The 15735-nt window shown below is 53.7% G+C and carries 10 protein-coding genes; all 10 read right to left on the bottom strand.

The genetic code is table 11. The features are described 5' to 3' along the window. Positions 1 to 9: 9 nt before the first annotated feature. The gene (minC, locus tag LDN84_RS00050) at positions 10 to 786 is read right to left on the bottom strand and encodes a septum site-determining protein MinC (protein WP_223906337.1); all 777 of its coding nucleotides are present in this window, start codon (positions 784 to 786) and stop codon (positions 10 to 12) included. A gap of 1002 nt (positions 787 to 1788) precedes the next feature. Then, positions 1789 to 2052, bottom strand: a complete 264-nt coding sequence (locus tag LDN84_RS00045) for a hypothetical protein (RefSeq protein ID WP_223906335.1) — start codon at positions 2050 to 2052, stop codon at positions 1789 to 1791. Between the two features lie 179 nt (positions 2053 to 2231). Continuing rightward, the gene (locus LDN84_RS00040) at positions 2232 to 5351 is read right to left on the bottom strand and encodes an error-prone DNA polymerase (RefSeq protein ID WP_223906333.1); all 3120 of its coding nucleotides are present in this window, start codon (positions 5349 to 5351) and stop codon (positions 2232 to 2234) included. Between the two features lie 9 nt (positions 5352 to 5360). Continuing rightward, positions 5361 to 6674, bottom strand: coding sequence for a Y-family DNA polymerase (locus LDN84_RS00035; protein WP_223913255.1), 1314 nt, complete (start codon positions 6672 to 6674; stop codon positions 5361 to 5363). Then, entirely contained in the window at positions 6619 to 7443 is an 825-nt protein-coding gene (gene imuA / locus LDN84_RS00030; RefSeq protein ID WP_223906331.1) for a translesion DNA synthesis-associated protein ImuA, read from the bottom strand. Before imuA ends, LDN84_RS00035 begins: the two co-directional genes overlap by 56 nt. A 483-nt stretch (positions 7444 to 7926) precedes the next feature. Beyond that, positions 7927 to 9135, bottom strand: coding sequence for an IS91 family transposase (locus tag LDN84_RS00025; protein WP_223906329.1), 1209 nt, complete (start codon positions 9133 to 9135; stop codon positions 7927 to 7929). An 11-nt stretch (positions 9136 to 9146) separates the two neighbouring features. Then, positions 9147 to 10022: a tyrosine-type recombinase/integrase gene (locus tag LDN84_RS00020; protein WP_223906327.1), complete on the bottom strand. Its 876-nt coding sequence runs from the start codon at positions 10020 to 10022 to the stop codon at positions 9147 to 9149. A gap of 484 nt (positions 10023 to 10506) precedes the next feature. After that, on the bottom strand, positions 10507 to 13110 hold the full coding sequence (gene gyrB, locus LDN84_RS00015; protein WP_223906325.1) for a DNA topoisomerase (ATP-hydrolyzing) subunit B: 2604 nt from the start codon (positions 13108 to 13110) through the stop codon (positions 10507 to 10509). Positions 13111 to 13160: 50 nt separating this feature from the next. After that, a complete protein-coding gene (gene dnaN, locus LDN84_RS00010; protein ID WP_223906323.1) occupies positions 13161 to 14267 on the bottom strand; it encodes a DNA polymerase III subunit beta in 1107 nt (368 codons plus the stop codon). 58 nt (positions 14268 to 14325) lie between these two features. Beyond that, complete coding sequence (dnaA, locus tag LDN84_RS00005) at positions 14326 to 15735, bottom strand: chromosomal replication initiator protein DnaA (RefSeq protein ID WP_223906321.1); 1410 nt, start codon at positions 15733 to 15735, stop codon at positions 14326 to 14328.

Raw genomic sequence — 15735 nt, 5'->3', positions numbered from 1 at the left:
AGAATAAATTTAGGCATTCAAAGCATCAAACAGCAGTTTTTCCTGGCCGTCATTGCTTAAACGCACTTGAGCTGCTTTGCCTTGAATGTCTTTAGCCAGCGCATTTTCGCTGGTACGGTAAACACCGGCAATCGAGATCAATTCAGGTTCCATACACAGCGAGAAAATACGCGCTTGGGTATTGCCGCTGGCTCCTGCCATGGCTTTGCCACGCAAGGGCGCATACACATGGATATTGCCATCAGCCACAATTTCAGCGCCCATGTTGACCATGGCCAACACCACTAAATCAGCACCACGCGCATAAATTTTCTGACCCGAACGCAAGGGTTTGTCAATCACCAGTGTGGCAGGGCCCGGCACTTCACGGATAACTTCTCGGGTTACTTCCTTAATCACTTGAAGAACGGGTTCGGCTACCAATTTTTCAGGCGTTTTTTGAGCGCCTGATGCTTGGTGGTTGCGTGGTATTTCAACTGGAGCCTCAATCAAGCCACTAGCCAATGCCAAACTTTTCCAATCTTCACTGGCGTTGCGAAAAGCGAGAGGTTTTAAATGACAACTGGTCAGGGTTTTCAGCAAAAGAGTGAAGTGCTGTGCCTCTGAAGGTGGCGCGATATTTGAAAAATCAAGTACCAGACCATCATTGTCGAAAAAATCAGGGCTATCACTTTCCGGGCCAAATTGTTGCAAGAGTTCACCCACAACTTTGGGTAAATCAGGCGTTTTCAGGAGCAAAGCGACCAACGGCAGTTGAGCACTTTTGATTTCGAATGAAGTTGACACAAGACCTGGAAATGAATGATTTTGAAATAAGGCTCGATGTCAACGCTGTCATGAGCTTGTCGTAGAAGACCCAAATCTTACTTGATGGATCACAGAAATGGATCCCAAATTGAAAATTAATTGCTTTATGCACAGACTTATTTCAATTCATAAATTTTTATAAAAAGTCAGTGGAGTAATTTGACCTGACTTACTTTAAATTCAATTTATAAGATTAGTCATAGTAGATAAGCAAGCACTTTTTTCGTGGACAAGTCATTTTTTTCTTTGTAAATCATACAGTTGAGCTATGTTCAAAGATGTGGACTAGACTGAATTTTCGATGTACCCAAAACTTTAATAACTCGTGCTGATTGAAGAAATCTGTGGATAACTTGACGATTCAAGTAATTTTATGCACAGGTTTATCCAAAGGATGGAAGTGGAGTCCGCAACTGCATAGCTAAAAAGTATTTAGTCATATAAATCAATAACTTAGCCTAAATTGTGATTTGTACTGAAGGTGGCTGGGTTTTATTTCCACGGAGTTACCCGGTGACCTCCGTCCCCACGACGATTTGGCATTGACTGACAAATCTGAATTCACCAAGATCAACTATCCGGCTGAAGCAAAAGCTGCTGGCCAGTTGCATTTATGGACAGTCTATTGATTTCGGAATTTTTGCCATGGACAACTGTTCTACGAAGAAAGAACTTGTTGGATACGCCTATGCCGGGTATCCATGGCTTGTGGCATATTGAGACAGCATGGGCTCTTCATGTTGGACTTGATCGCGATTGCTGTTCGCTGCAGTCGTCACGGCCTGCAGCTTGAGATTTGTGCTACTGCCTAATTTCTGAGCAGTTGAGTTTTTATGCGGGGTCCCAAACTCTTTTTGAGGTGCCAAAGTGCGGCAGTTCATCGTCGGTACCAGGCTCAAGTGGTTCATCGGGTTTTGGTTGTGGGTTCACAAACTGGCACGCATGCGAAAGAGACTCCTCTGACCGGGGGAAGAGGATCTGCTAGCTGTCAGAGAGGTTGAGCACTGCAGACTTTTTTCGAGTACCTGTTTTCTTGGCTTTGATTGCTTCGTCAACGATGCCTTGAATTTCTGATTTGACGCTCAGACGCTGTTCTCGGGTCCAGGAATCGGTATAGCGCCTGCGCGTTTCGGCAGTCACAAGGCGGTGGATGTACCGGTTGACTCCGGCGGCATATTCCTGATCGACTGCCGGAACGTCGACGAACTCTTTAAGTTCCGGGTGGAAAACCGCGATGTAACTCACGTCGTGCTCGAATGCCCGCAATTGCAATTTTTGTGTGCCTTCCTGGACTGTTGACGACCATCGTCTGCACATGCTGAAACAAACTGGTATTGGCGGGATGACGTAAGGAATTTCCCCGACTGGACAGAATCACACTCGCCAGCTCGCGTCGAGGCAAATGCCCGATTGCCTGCAACACTTCAATGAAAATCCCGACTCGGTGCTGCCAATCGGCCGAGCCAATGCGTCAGGTCGACCAGATGCTTTGCAATCAAATTGCGCGCCTCGCCGTCACGCTGCCAAACCCCATAGACACCCAGGAGCTTGGCGTTCATCAGTTCCCGGCGCTGTTTCTCTCGCAAGCTCTTCCAGACAATGACCTGGACAGAACCGTCTTCATCTTCCAGCGACACAAAAACCACCCCCTTGGCCGTCTCAGGTTGTTGGCGCAGTGTCACAATGCCACAGGCCCGCACTAGGCTGCCATCGCGAAGGTCGCGAAGTTGGGAAGAGGACTTAAAGCGCATGTCGGCCAGTTGCTTTCGCAGCAGTGCCAGCGGATGGCACCTCAGACTAAGCCCCAATGCTGCGTAGTCGAAAACGATTTCCTCCCCTTCCGGGGCCTCGGGCAGCTCCAGAATGTCCTCCTCAACCGGGGCGTCGCGCAGCAACTCGGGTGGAGCGTGCAGCGCTGCGGCTTCCCAGACCTGCTGCCTGCGGTGACCCGACAGGCTGGCCAGGGCATCGGCACCAGCCAACAACTTCATCTCATGCTGCTCAAGGTTGGCGCGTCTGGACAGATCCCCGGCACCATCAAAGGGCTGTTGGGCGCGCGCGGCCACGATGCGCTCGGCAGATGTCCGCCTGAGTCCGGAAATCAGCCGCAATCCCAGGCGCACTGCGGGCATGTGGGGTAAATCTTCCAGCGTGGCATCCACGTCACTGAACATCACATCCACCGCCCTCACCTCCACTCCGTGCCTTTTGGCATCCTGAACCAGTTGATTGGGAGAATAAAAACCCAGTGGTTGCGAATTCAGCATGGCAGCCAGAAAAGCCGCGGGCTCCGCGTGCTTGAGCCAACAGCTGGCGTAGACCAGCAGGGCAAAGGATGCGGCATGTGATTCCGGGAAGCCATATTCGCTGAAACCCTTTATCTGCTCAAAGATTTGCAGCGCGAATTCTTTCTCGTATCCTCGCGAAGTCATCCCATCGACGATGCGATCAAAGTATTTTTCAAGGCCACCTTTGCGTTTCCAGGCGGCCATCGCCCGGCGCAACCCATCGGCCTCGTCAGGCGTAAAGCCGGCGGCCAGGATACTGACTTGCATCACCTGTTCCTGAAAAACGGGCACACCCAGCGTTCGACCCAGGGCTACTTCAAGGGCTGCACTGGGATATACAACGGGTTCTTTGCCCTGTCTGCGGCTCAGGTACGGGTGCACCATGCCCCCTTGAATCGGGCCTGGTCGCACCAGCGCCACCTCGATGACCAAGTCATAAAAACACCTTGGCTGCAAACGCGGCAGCATTCCCATCTGCGCACGGGACTCAATCTGGAACACCCCGACCGTGTCTGCCTGGCAAATCATCTCGTAGGTTGCGGGGTCTTCGGCCGGGATGTCCTGCATCTGAAAGTGAAAGCCGCGTCGCATACTGACGAAATCCAGTGATTTGCGAATCGCCGTGAGCATGCCCAGAGCCAGCACATCAACTTTCAACAAACCCATGGCATCCAGGTCGTCCTTGTCCCACTCGATGACAGTGCGGTCCTCCATGGAAGCTGCTTCGATGGGAACCATGCGCGACAAGGGTCCCTTGGTCAGCACAAAGCCGCCCGGGTGCTGGGAGAGATGCCTCGGAAAAGTCATCAACTGTCGTGTCATCGTCATGAGTTGCTGGACACCCAGGTCATCCAGTGAGAGTCCCATCTCTTTCAAACGCTCGGCATGGACCTCGCGTCCATCCCAATGGCGATGGGACTTGGCAAGTTTTTCCAATAATTCCAAATCGAAGCCCAGCGCCTTGCCAACATCCCGAATGGCGGATTTGGGCCGGTACGAAATCACCACGCTCGTCAAAGCAGCACGGTCACGCCCGTACTTTTGATACAGGTACTGGATGACTTCTTCGCGGCGCTCATGCTCAAAGTCGACATCAATGTCAGGCGGCTCATTGCGCTCTTTGCTGATAAATCGCTCAAAAAGCACGGACATCCGCGCCGGATCCACCTCGGTGACGCCCAGGCAATAACAGACTGCGCTGTTGGCAGCAGCCCCCCGCCCTTGGCAAAGGATGTGGCGGGACCGAGCGAACGCGACGATGTCGTAAACGGTCAAAAAATACTGCTCGTACTTCAGTTCGCAAATCAAAGTGAGTTCGTGCCCAATTTGACGTTGGACTTTGGCTGTCATGCCTCCGGGCCAGCGCCGCCCTGCCCCTTCGTAGGTGACTCGCCTCAGGTACGACTCAGGAGTCTCGCCTGCTGGCACTACTTCCTGGGGATACTGGTATTGCAGCTCATCAAGCAAAAAGTTGCACCGATTGGCCACGGTGAGGGTTTCGGCCATTAACTCGTCTGGATAGGTCTGCGCCAGACGTAGGCGGGTGCGCAGGTGACGTTCGGCGTTTTGCTGCAAGTCCAGACCACATTCGGTCAGGGGTTTGCCAACCCGGATGGCTGTCAACACGTCCTGAAGTGGTTTGCGGGAGCGCACGTGCATGTGCACATCACCGACCGCCACCAGCGAAATAGCGGTGGCCTCACTTACCTGCCTGAGTTTATAGAGCCAGATCTCATCGTTCAGCGTGCGTAATTGCTCGACACCCCACCAACATCGACCGATGAAATGCTGCAAGGCCCATTGCCCTATAGTCAGGAGCTGTTCCAGGGTGCTGCCGCGCTCAGGCGACACCACCACCAGGCAGTCCGCCAGGTCTGCACCCTGGATGCTTTCGAGCAACAGGTGATAAGTTCCCTTTTTCTCTGACGTGCGCCGCAGGCGTGTGATGAACTCGCACAGGTTACCGTAGCCGTTCAAGTTGCAGGCCAGCACGACCAGATTGAAGGGACTTCCAAAGTCCAGCCGACTTTCACAGTCGACCTGAAACTGTGAGCCGACCAGGAGTTTGATGCCTGATTCCTTGGCCTGCACATGGGCGCGAACGATGCCGGCCATGGTGCATTCATCGGTCAGCGCCAGGGCTGAGTAGCCGAGTTCTTTGGCACGCACGACCAGCTCCTCAGGTTTGCTGGCCCCTATCAGAAAAGAAAAATTGGAGAGGCACCTAAGCTCGGCGTATTGGGGCAAGACGGGCATGGTGCGGGCTCACGCAAAGAGTCCATGCAAAAACCAGGACGCAGCCGTGTCTTTGGGCAGTCGTTGCTGAAAAATCCAGAGTGCACCCGCATGTTGGCTGAGAGCCACCCAGTAGTCCCGTCCCACATTCAGGCTGCTCTGGCGACCGTCTGCGTCTTGAGCGCGGTGCCACCAGCCCCCCTCGACACGCTCTGGCCCCAGCAATAGCTGAAGTGGGCCTTGGTACAGCGGGCGTTCACCTTTGACATCCAGCTTCAACGGCGTTTTGAGAATCCAGGTGGGCTGGGGACCGGATACCTGGCGCACCTTGGTAGCCGGTCTTTTGGCGTTCATCGGCTGCCAGTGGTTCATCCACTCCATGCGCGTGTCTTCGGTCAGCACAGGTCTGAGAACGCGTTTTTTGCCCAGGCGAGCTTCGATACGTTCCAGTACCAGGTCAATGGACTCTCCAGTCGGCCGGTCATCAGGAATGAGAGAACGGCTTTCTTCGATGAACGGTGTTACTTCCGTCGCGCTCAGGATCAGATCACCGACCGGAGCCAGTAAAGTCACCTTGGCCAGGTTTTCTGTCAGCAGTCGGCACAGGTGGTCGACGTTTTGCGTTGGGTGTGCCGTGCGCACGGTGATTTTGCCGCCGTCCCCCGCGTCTTTGGCGCGCATCACGTCGTAGCACCAGTGCAATGTGAAAGCAGTGACCCCGCATTGGCGAGCACAAAGCCATCCACCCATTTGTACCAACAGGCGCCTGGCGCCAAACATCAGGGCCGGTGCTGTGTCGACGCGACCGGGCAATTGCAACTTTGCAGAATATGTTTCAGGCAGTGTCACCCATTGGTAGCCTTCGGGGCACAAACCATAGGCCTGGTCTAGCGCCAGCAGCAGTTGACTGTCAAAACGTCGGCGGATGCCGCCACGCGGCAACATGCGCACATCGGCAAGTGTTCTGCATCCCAGACGCGCCAGTGTGGCCCCATGAACATTAACCGCATCGACACATTCATAAGGCAACGGGTCCAGCACATTGGTCAATGGCCCAGAAAAACCATCACGGATGCCAACTCGGGCGCAAGCAAGGGCCGCTAGGCTGGTCGGGGCCCATGCAAGTTCGGTTATGCCGAGCTCGGTCGCACCTGCCTCGACGAGCTCATGCACCCGGTCTTCACCGCCAAACAGACGCAAGCTTTGCTCGACCTCCAGCAAGACCGCCTGGTCAACTCTTGCAACTCGGGGAGTGAATTGAAGAGCCCAGACAGCAATCCCCGCTGGGTCAGTGCGCAGCGATTTGTCGCAGGTGACGTTGGTTAACAGTGCGGCCCAATGCATGGACATTGGATGCCTCCGTTTTGGCCATCAATTGGCTCGGACGCATCAACCGGGGTGTGAACACGCTGGCGAGCGTTGCGGGAATTGACAGCAGGGAAATAAAGCCGTCCATCAATGCGCCCTTGCGCTTCAAAATATAAACCTGCAACTGCCAATCGGTACCGAGCGTGGCCAAGACACGCAATGGTGCCGGTGAAGCGTCCAGTTGGACTGCCTCAGGTCGAAACAGGAACACCGGGCAGTCGCAGGATTGGGCGTGGACTTGAAGACGCCGAATTTGCTCGGCACGCGCCTGGGGCAACCACGCCAGGATGGCGCCACCCCGCGGGTTGGCTTTGACCAACTGTTCTGTGGTCCAAAGACGTTCTGCCGGGGTGTCAGCAACAATCCAGACCAGATTTTTTTCAGCAATGCCGAGTTTGACCAGACCAGGGACATGGGGACGTTTGGGTGGCCCAACCAACAAGATTTGGCCACCGGTGGTCACAAGCCGGGCCAATGCGGGTGAAAGCAGGCGCCATTCACACAGTGAGGGTTGAGACTGCAGAAGTTCAGTCAAAGAGTTGCATGGCCAACCGCCACCCGGCAACTGGGCATCCAGTGCCTCAAAGCCAGTTGAGACAACGGCTTTGCCTGACTGTCCGACTTCGGTTCCTCGCCAGATTGCTTGCGAAACGCTGCTTGGGAGCAGACCGACGTCAAACGGCTGTGACGGGCCAACACCAAAGGGTGGCTCGGCATTCACTATCCATTGGAGGGCGGCGGACATGGGATTTCAAATAATGGCTGTATGAAAATACAGTATATCGAAATCACGCCATGGGTCAATGAATATGGCCAATTTCAGCCTTCTGAAGTCGTTCACAGCCCAAAATCTCTATGACTGCAAACGTTTAGGTTTGTAGGATGCCAGCCCGCAACCATTAACCGCCGGGATCCAGCCCAAGCCTGAGGGCTGGCGTCGTACAAGCCTCGAGGGAGGAAACCGCGGGATGTGCCGTTGCGGTTGGAGTGAACTACAACGCTATGGGGATTTGAATACCTGCAACGTGGTTCAATGAGCCAAACATGGAGGTCATGGTGGCCCATGGGTAGTTCAGATGATGATTGAGCGATCCAAAATGCCAGAACCGACGGCAACGATCAGAGCAAAAACCGCCGGTTTGGCACCATGAGGCAATGCCAGCCCAGGCCAACTTTGATGGATACAAAGGCGGCACTTGGTTTGATCGTTCAAGATTAAATCGTGACTTCATGGCATACCCAGACTCTGCGGCGGAGCACGAATGGCACGCTGACGTATCAGCGTCTGGATGATCACCATTGGCGCACCACAGTGCGAACAAACAAAGGTCGGACGGACACCGTCATTGGGCACATCAGTCGAATCAGCAGCCGATGTGGCAGTTGATGCAGCAACCGGCGCAACATATAACAGTTCACGTGCCCGTACCAAATTGTCTTTGCGCGCATTGTTGGCGATCAGCCCATAGTGACGAATGCGGTGAAAGCCACTGGGCAGCACATGCAACAAAAATCGTCGCATGAACTCATCAGGCTCCAGCGTCATGGTCTTGTGGCGCGTCTTGCCTTTGGCACGGTAATCCTTCCAGCGAAATGTCACCCCAGCTTCATCCATTGAAATCAGGCGCGAATTGGAAATGGCCACCCGGTGGGTATAGCGAGACAAATAAGTCAACACCGCCGCCGGGCCTGCAAAGGGGCGCTTGGCATACACCACCCAGTCGCATTTGCCCATCGGGAAGAGCCATTTGGCAAAGGTCTTGGCATCCGCCAGCTCGGCGTACTCGCCAAAGAACTGTAACTCACCGGCACGGTATGCCACCCCCAGTTCCTCCAAGAAGCGCCTGCGAAACAACCTTGAGAGCACCCGCACCGGCAGAAAGAAACCCGGCTTGCAGGCCACCCAGCGCTGGCCGTCCAGTGACAGGCCCCCGCCCGGCACAATCCCATGCACATGGGGATGGTGCGTCAACGCTGAGCCCCAGGTGTGTAGCACCAGCGTCGCGCCAATCTGCGCGCCCATATGCTTGGGATCTGCCGCGATGGTGGTCAAGGTCTCAGCGGCCACCTCAAACAGCAGGCGATAAAGCACCGCCTTGTTGTAATAGGCAATGGCGCTGATGGGTGCGGGCAAGGTGAAGACCACGTGGTAATAGTCCACTGGCAGCAGTTCAGCCTGACGCGCCTCAAGCCAACGCTTGGCCGCACTGGCCTGGCACTTGGGGCAATGACGGTTGCGACAGGAGTTATAGGCAACTCTGTCGTGTCCGCAGCCATCACAGTGCAACACGTGTCCCCCCAGCGCCGCGCTGCGGCACTGTTCTATGGCCGACATGACTTTGAGCTGGCCCAGGCTCAAGTGCCCCTGCTGGGTTTGCCGCCAGGCCGGGCCATGGGTACGAAAGATGTCGGCAACCTCCAAGGCGAGGTGGCCCACGGCCGTGATCCCTATGTCGGTTTGAGTGTCTCCAGTGGGCTGATCACTTCACGTAGGACATCGGTGGCGACTTGTACGTAATGCACCGTGGTGTCCAGCCGCTGGTGCCCCAGTAAAACCTGGATCACGCGGATGTCCACCTTCTGCTCCAGCAAATGGGTGGCAAAAGAGTGCCTCAACGTGTGCATGGACACCCGCTTGTCGATCTTGGCCATCGTGGCTGCATCGTGGATAGCACGGTTGAGTTGGCGGGTACTCAAGCTTTGCAAAGGATCAAGGCCCGGAAACAGCCAACCCCCATCGAGCATCTTGCCCTGCGCGCGTGCCACGCGCCACCACACGCGCAGGCGCTCCAGCAGGACTGGTGAGAGCATGGCGTAGCGATCCTTGAGGCCTTTGCCTTGTTCCACGCGCAGCGTCATACGCTTGCTGTCAATGTCGCTGACTTTGAGCGCGACGACCTCGCCCACACGCAACCCCGTGCCATAGGCCAGTGACAGCGCCGTCTGGTGTTTGATGTGCCCAACACAGGCGAGCAAACGGGTCATCTCTTCCTTGCTCAAAATCACCGGAAGCTTCTGGGGGACCCGCACTGATTGCATCTTGGCCATCACCTCGGGGCGACCCAGCGTGACTGTGAAAAGAAAGTTCAAGCCCACAATGGTGGCGTTGAGCGTGATGGGTGAAGTGCCTTGGTCGATCAGATGCAGTTGAAAACGGCGCAGGTCTTCATCGGTTGCTGTGTCAGGTGATCTGCCCAAAAACTTTGCGAACTTACGAACGGCCCGGATGTAAGCCTCTCGCGTCCTGGGCATCAGTTTGCGCATTCGCATGTCCTCAATCATGCGTTGACGCAGTGGTGACCCGCTTGGTGTCGATGTTTCCATGGCTGTGCTCCTGTTGTGAACGAGGCCAATTGCCTCAATTCACAACTTCGACATGCCTACACCGCTGGATAACCAAAATCGCTGATCGAAGGATACCGCGCGAGCGGTTTAGTCCAACGCTGCATTCGAGTCTTTACATTGGAATCGTTGAAGCCCGTTCCCAATCCACAATTGAGTGCTTACGATTTCCATGTGACCGACAGCAACGCTGCGTACCTGACTTACAAATGCACCGAGTGAAGGACCCGCCTAGGTCTGTTGCTGACCTAGGTTTTAGCCATTGAGAACACGCACCAATGACGTTTTTTCAAAATAGTCCGTGCTGCAGAATTAGCTAAAACCCGACTGCGAGCAGCCCCAAACACCCCATATTCCCATAGGGAGGTGAATGTTGAGTGGCACGAAGTAGAAAGTGCAGTGTCATTCCGCAACCGTTTTTTGCACGATGTGAGAATTTTTGCAATATTTCTGAGAACCTACAGCATCAGATATCAATATTTCCTGCTTGTAATGCGTTGGTCTCAATGAATTCACGACGGGGTTCGACTTCATCACCCATCAACATGGTGAAAACACGGTCAGCCTCAATGGCATCGTCGATTTGCACACGCAACAAGATTCGAACGGTGGGATCCATGGTGGTTTCCCACAGCTGTTCTGGGTTCATTTCACCCAATCCTTTGTAGCGCTGGCGGGATGTTCCACGTTCGGCCTCGCTGATCAACCAAGCAATGGCTTCGCGGAAATCAGCAACTTTTTGCTCTTTTTGACGCTCACCTTCACCACGCGTCACCTTGGCACCTTCAGAGAGCAGGCCTTTGAAAGTTTTAGCGGCCTCTGCCAGAGCGGCATAGTCAGCGCCATGCACAAAGTCTTGCGTCAAAACACTGCTCTTGATATTGCCGTGCAGGCGGCGGCTGATACGCAAAATGGGTTTGTCGGTGCGGGCATCAAATTCACCAGCAACTTCAGCGTCAGGCAATTGGGCTTGCAGTTCTGCGGCAGAAGCTTCTGCATGGGCTACCGTGTCCAGGTTCAAGGCCACACCATCGGCAATGGCACGCAGGGCCGATACATCTAAAAAGTGAGCTAGTCGCGCAATCACTGCCTGGGCTAGCTGATGTTTTCTTGCCAATTCTGCAAGAGGCTCACCAGTAAGCGCCGTGCTGTTGGAACCCCCGGTGTTCACAGTGGCATTCACCAACGCTACGCGCAGTAAAAAGTTGTCCAGATCGGTCGGGCCTTGCAAGTAGAGTTCTTCCCGGCCGGCCTTGACCTTGTACAACGGTGGCTGGGCAATGTAGATATGCCCACGCTCCACCAATTCGGGCATCTGGCGGTAGAAAAAGGTGAGCAGCAAAGTACGGATGTGAGCACCATCCACGTCCGCGTCGGTCATGATGATGATGCGGTGGTAACGCAGCTTGGCCACATCAAAGTCGTCATTGCCAGTAGAACCACCGGCCTTGCCGATGCCCGTACCCAGTGCGGTGATCAGCGTCAAAATTTCATTGCTGGTCAAGAGCTTTTCGTAGCGCGCTTTTTCAACGTTCAAAATCTTGCCGCGCAATGGCAGGATGGCCTGGAACTTGCGGTCACGTCCTTGTTTGGCAGAGCCACCAGCCGAGTCACCCTCCACGATGTAGATTTCGCAGAGTGCCGGGTCTTTTTCCTGGCAATCAGCCAGTTTTCCGGGCAGACCCATGCCATCAAGCACACCCTTTCGGCGGGTCATGTCACGCGCCTTACGGGCGGCTTCTCGGGCGCGGGCAGCCTCGATGATTTTGCCGACAATGATTTTTGCATCGGCCGGACGCTCTTGCAAATAGTCGTAAAGCAGTTTGCTGACAATGTCCTCAACCGGACCGCGAACTTCAGAGCTGACCAGTTTGTCCTTGGTTTGACTGCTGAATTTGGGCTCGGGGACTTTGACACTCAGCACGCAGGTCAAGCCTTCGCGCATATCGTCACCCGTGACTTCAACCTTGGCTTTTTTGGCCAGTTCGTTGTCATCGATATATTTGTTGATGACACGGGTCATTGCCGCACGCAAACCGGTCAGGTGGGTACCTCCATCGCGTTGCGGAATGTTGTTGGTAAAGCAAAGCACCTGTTCGTTATAACCGCTGTTCCATTGCATCGCCACTTCCACACCAATGTTGGTGTTCTGGTCACTCTGGCGATCACCCATGGCATGGAAGATGTTGGGATTGAGGATGGTTTTACCCTTGTTGATGAAGTTGACAAAACCACGCACACCATCCGCGCCAGAAAAATCGTCCTCCTTGCCACTGCGCTCGTCTTTCAGGCGAATGCGCACACCGTTGTTCAAAAAACTCAGTTCGCGCAGGCGTTTAGCCAACACTTCATAGTGGAAATCATTGTTTTCTTTGAAGATGTCGGTGTCTGGCAAAAAATGCACTTCGGTGCCACGACGTTCCGTTTCACCCGTGATCTTCATGGGTGAAACTTCAACACCATCAACCACCTCGATAAGGCGGTTTTGCACAAAGCCTTTGCTGAATTCAAGTACATGCATCTTGCCGTCGCGGCGCACCGTCAAACGCAGCATTTTGCTCAAAGCATTGACACAACTCACCCCCACCCCGTGGAGGCCACCAGAAACCTTGTAGCTGTTCTGATTGAACTTGCCACCAGCGTGCAGTTCGGTCAAGGCGATTTCAGAGGCACTGCGCTTGGGCTCGTGTTTGTCGTCCATCTTGATGCCGGTAGGAATACCCCGGCCGTTGTCCACCACACTCACCGAGTTGTCGGTGTGAATAGTCACCAGAATGTCGTCACAGTGGCCTGCCAAAGACTCGTCAATCGAGTTGTCCACCACCTCAAACACCAGATGATGCAGACCCGTGCCATCGCTGGTGTCACCAATGTACATACCTGGTCGCTTGCGTACGGCTTCCAGACCTTCCAAGATTTGAATCGAGCCTTCACCGTAGGCTTCAGAGGCACCTATTTGATGGGCATCAATGGTGGGCTGAAAATTGGAGCTGTCTACCGTACCTTCGCCTGTGTGAACAGCGTTTTCAGTGGGTTCAGTCGATATGGCGGGCTTGTTTTCTTCGGTCATGGGGCGCTTTGGATAAGTAGGTAGCAACTGATTCGAGTGGTTGGCCAGCATTAGATGCGCATGGGCATCACCACATATTTGAATTGATCGTTGTCAGGAATGGTGAGTAATGCCGAGCTGTTGCCGTCAGAGAGTTCAATCTTGATCATCTCCTGGCTCATATTGGCCAGTGCATCAATCAGATAGGTCACGTTGAAGCCAATCTCAATACTGTCGCCACCGTAGTCAATGTCAAGTTCATCCATGGCTTCTTCCTGCTCGGCGTTGTTCGCTGCGACACGTAATGTTCCGGGGTCAAGGTTCAGACGAACCCCTTTGAACTTTTCACTGGTCAAAATGGCGGTGCGTTGCAAGGTGGCCAATAGTGCGGCACGGCCCAGGATGATGCAGTTTTTGTGGTTACGTGGAATAACACGGTTGTAGTCAGGAAACTTGCCTTCAACAAGCTTGGTGACAAACTCCATACCACCAAAACTGAACTTGGCCTGGTTGCTGGCAAATTGCATTTCGATCGCACCCTCGGCATCTGACAGCAGGCGCTGCAACTCCAGCACCGTTTTGCGCGGCAATATAACTTCTTGTTTGGGTACTTCAACATCCAGTGTGGCAGAGGCAAAAGCCAAGCGGTGACCATCGGTCGCCACCAGACTCAGTTGCCGACCTTCGGCCACAAACAAAATACCGTTGAGGTAGTACCGAATGTCATGGACTGCCATGGCAAAAGATACCTGACTCAACAAAGCCTTGAGGGTTTTCTGTGGCACGCTGAACACTGGGCCAAAGTTGGCTGCCTCTTGCACCAATGGAAAATCTTCAGCGGGCATGGTTTGCAAGGTGAACTTGCTCTTGCCACCTTTCAAGATCAGCTTGGCAGCACTGGATTCAAGCGACACGATTTGATCTGCTGGCATGGTGCGCAGAATATCAATCAGCTTGCGAGCACCCACTGTGGTAGTAAAGTCATCCAAGTCGCCCCTCAGGTCAGCAGTAGTGCGAATCTGGATTTCAAGGTCACTGGTCGTGAGCAGCAATGAATTGCCTGTTTTACGAATCAGCACATTGGCCAAAATAGGCAACGTATGGCGACGCTCAACAATGCCTGAGACCGCTTGCAACACGGACAGCACCTGGTCTTGGGGGGCTTTCAGAACAATCATGTCATCCTCATGTAGTGATTAATCTAGGTTTTGGTGGTCATTTTCCCACTCATTCGGCTCAGCCTTTGAGGGTTTGCTCCAGCACATGCAGCTGTTGATTCAGCTCGGTCATTTGCTGGCGTTCTGCACCAATTTTGCGCACCGCATGGAGTACGGTGGTGTGATCACGCCCACCAAACAGCTCGCCAATCTCGGGCAGACTCTTTTGGGTAAGTTCTTTGGCTAAAAACATGGCTATCTGACGTGGCCGGGCAATACTGGCTGGCCGTTTTTTCGAATACATGTCAGCCACTTTGATCTTGTAGTAATCGGCCACCGTTTTCTGGATGTTTTCCACCGAAATTTGACGGTTCTGGATCGACAGCAAGTCTCGCAGCGCTTCGCGCGCCAACAAGATGGAGATTTCTTTTTGATTAAAACGAGAATACGCCAGAATTTTGCGCAGGGCACCTTCGAGCTCACGCACGTTGGAGCGCACGTTTTTAGCAACAAAAAAGGCAACCTCTTCAGGCATGACAATACCCTCGGCTTGCGCTTTATTGATCAGAATGGCCACCCGCATTTCCAGTTCGGGTGGCTCAATAGCCACCGTCAAACCAGAATCAAAGCGCGACACAAGACGTTCGTGAATGTCGGCCAAACCTTTCGGGTAGGTGTCGCTGGTCATCACAATGTGCGACTTTTTCGCCAACAGGGCCTCAAAGGCGTTAAAGAATTCCTCTTGAGTTCGCTCCTTGTTAGCAAAAAATTGCACATCATCAATCAGCAACAAATCAAGTGAGTGATAACGCTCTTTGAACTCATCAAAAGCTTTGCGTTGATAGGCTTTAACCACATCCGTGACAAACTGTTCAGCATGGATGTAGAGAACTTTGGCATTGGGACGGTCAGCGATAAGCTGATTACCCACAGCATGCATCAAGTGGGTTTTGCCCAAACCCACTCCTCCGTAGATGAACAGAGGGTTGTACAAATGCCCCGGCATACCAGCCACATGCATGGCTGCAGCGCGTGCCATGCGATTGGCACTACCCTCAACTAAAGCATCAAAAGTGAGCATGGCATTAAGCCTGTTTTTGAGCGGCTCAGGTGCGGCTTGTTCGATTTGACTGACCGTATTGTCAGGGACTGCCGATGGCATTAGCCTTTGTGTTGGTTGGCTTCTGGCAATGGGTTCCCTCGGTGCGAGGGCCAGCTCAAGATGAATTGCCTGACCTGTTAATCGCTCCATTTGTTGAGCCAGACGGGCGCTGTATTGCGCACGAATCCAATCCATTTTGAAGCGATTGGCCACAAAAACGGTCACTTTGGACAGGTCGTCAGACACTTGGGCCGTGAGCGGCTTTATCCAAGTTTGAAATTGTTGCTCTGGTAATTCCTGGGCAAGTTGATCAATACAGGCTTGCCACAAATCAGTGCTGGCTTGTGGCTGTATGGAGTCTGGATATGGGGGGGGTCCCTCGGTCAT

The sequence above is a fragment of the Rhodoferax lithotrophicus genome (assembly GCF_019973615.1).
Lineage (GTDB): Bacteria > Pseudomonadota > Gammaproteobacteria > Burkholderiales > Burkholderiaceae_C > Rhodoferax > Rhodoferax lithotrophicus.
Note: the sequence above shows the minus strand (reverse complement) of the source record. Positions and strands in the feature narration are given on the sequence as shown.

Bases quoted from the DNA above. Each gene is read 5' to 3' on its own strand.
- LDN84_RS00040 (WP_223906333.1), bottom strand. From the start codon at position 5,351: ATGCCCGTCTTGCCCCAATACGCCGAGCTTAGGTGCCTCTCCAATTTT.
- LDN84_RS00035 (WP_223913255.1), bottom strand. From the start codon at position 6,674: ATGCATTGGGCCGCACTGTTAACCAACGTCACCTGCGACAAATCGCTG.
- imuA (WP_223906331.1), bottom strand. From the start codon at position 7,443: ATGTCCGCCGCCCTCCAATGGATAGTGAATGCCGAGCCACCCTTTGGT.
- LDN84_RS00020 (WP_223906327.1), bottom strand. From the start codon at position 10,022: ATGGAAACATCGACACCAAGCGGGTCACCACTGCGTCAACGCATGATT.
- gyrB (WP_223906325.1), bottom strand. From the start codon at position 13,110: ATGACCGAAGAAAACAAGCCCGCCATATCGACTGAACCCACTGAAAAC.
- dnaN (WP_223906323.1), bottom strand. From the start codon at position 14,267: ATGATTGTTCTGAAAGCCCCCCAAGACCAGGTGCTGTCCGTGTTGCAA.
- dnaA (WP_223906321.1), bottom strand. From the start codon at position 15,735: ATGACCGAGGGACCCCCCCCATATCCAGACTCCATACAGCCACAAGCC.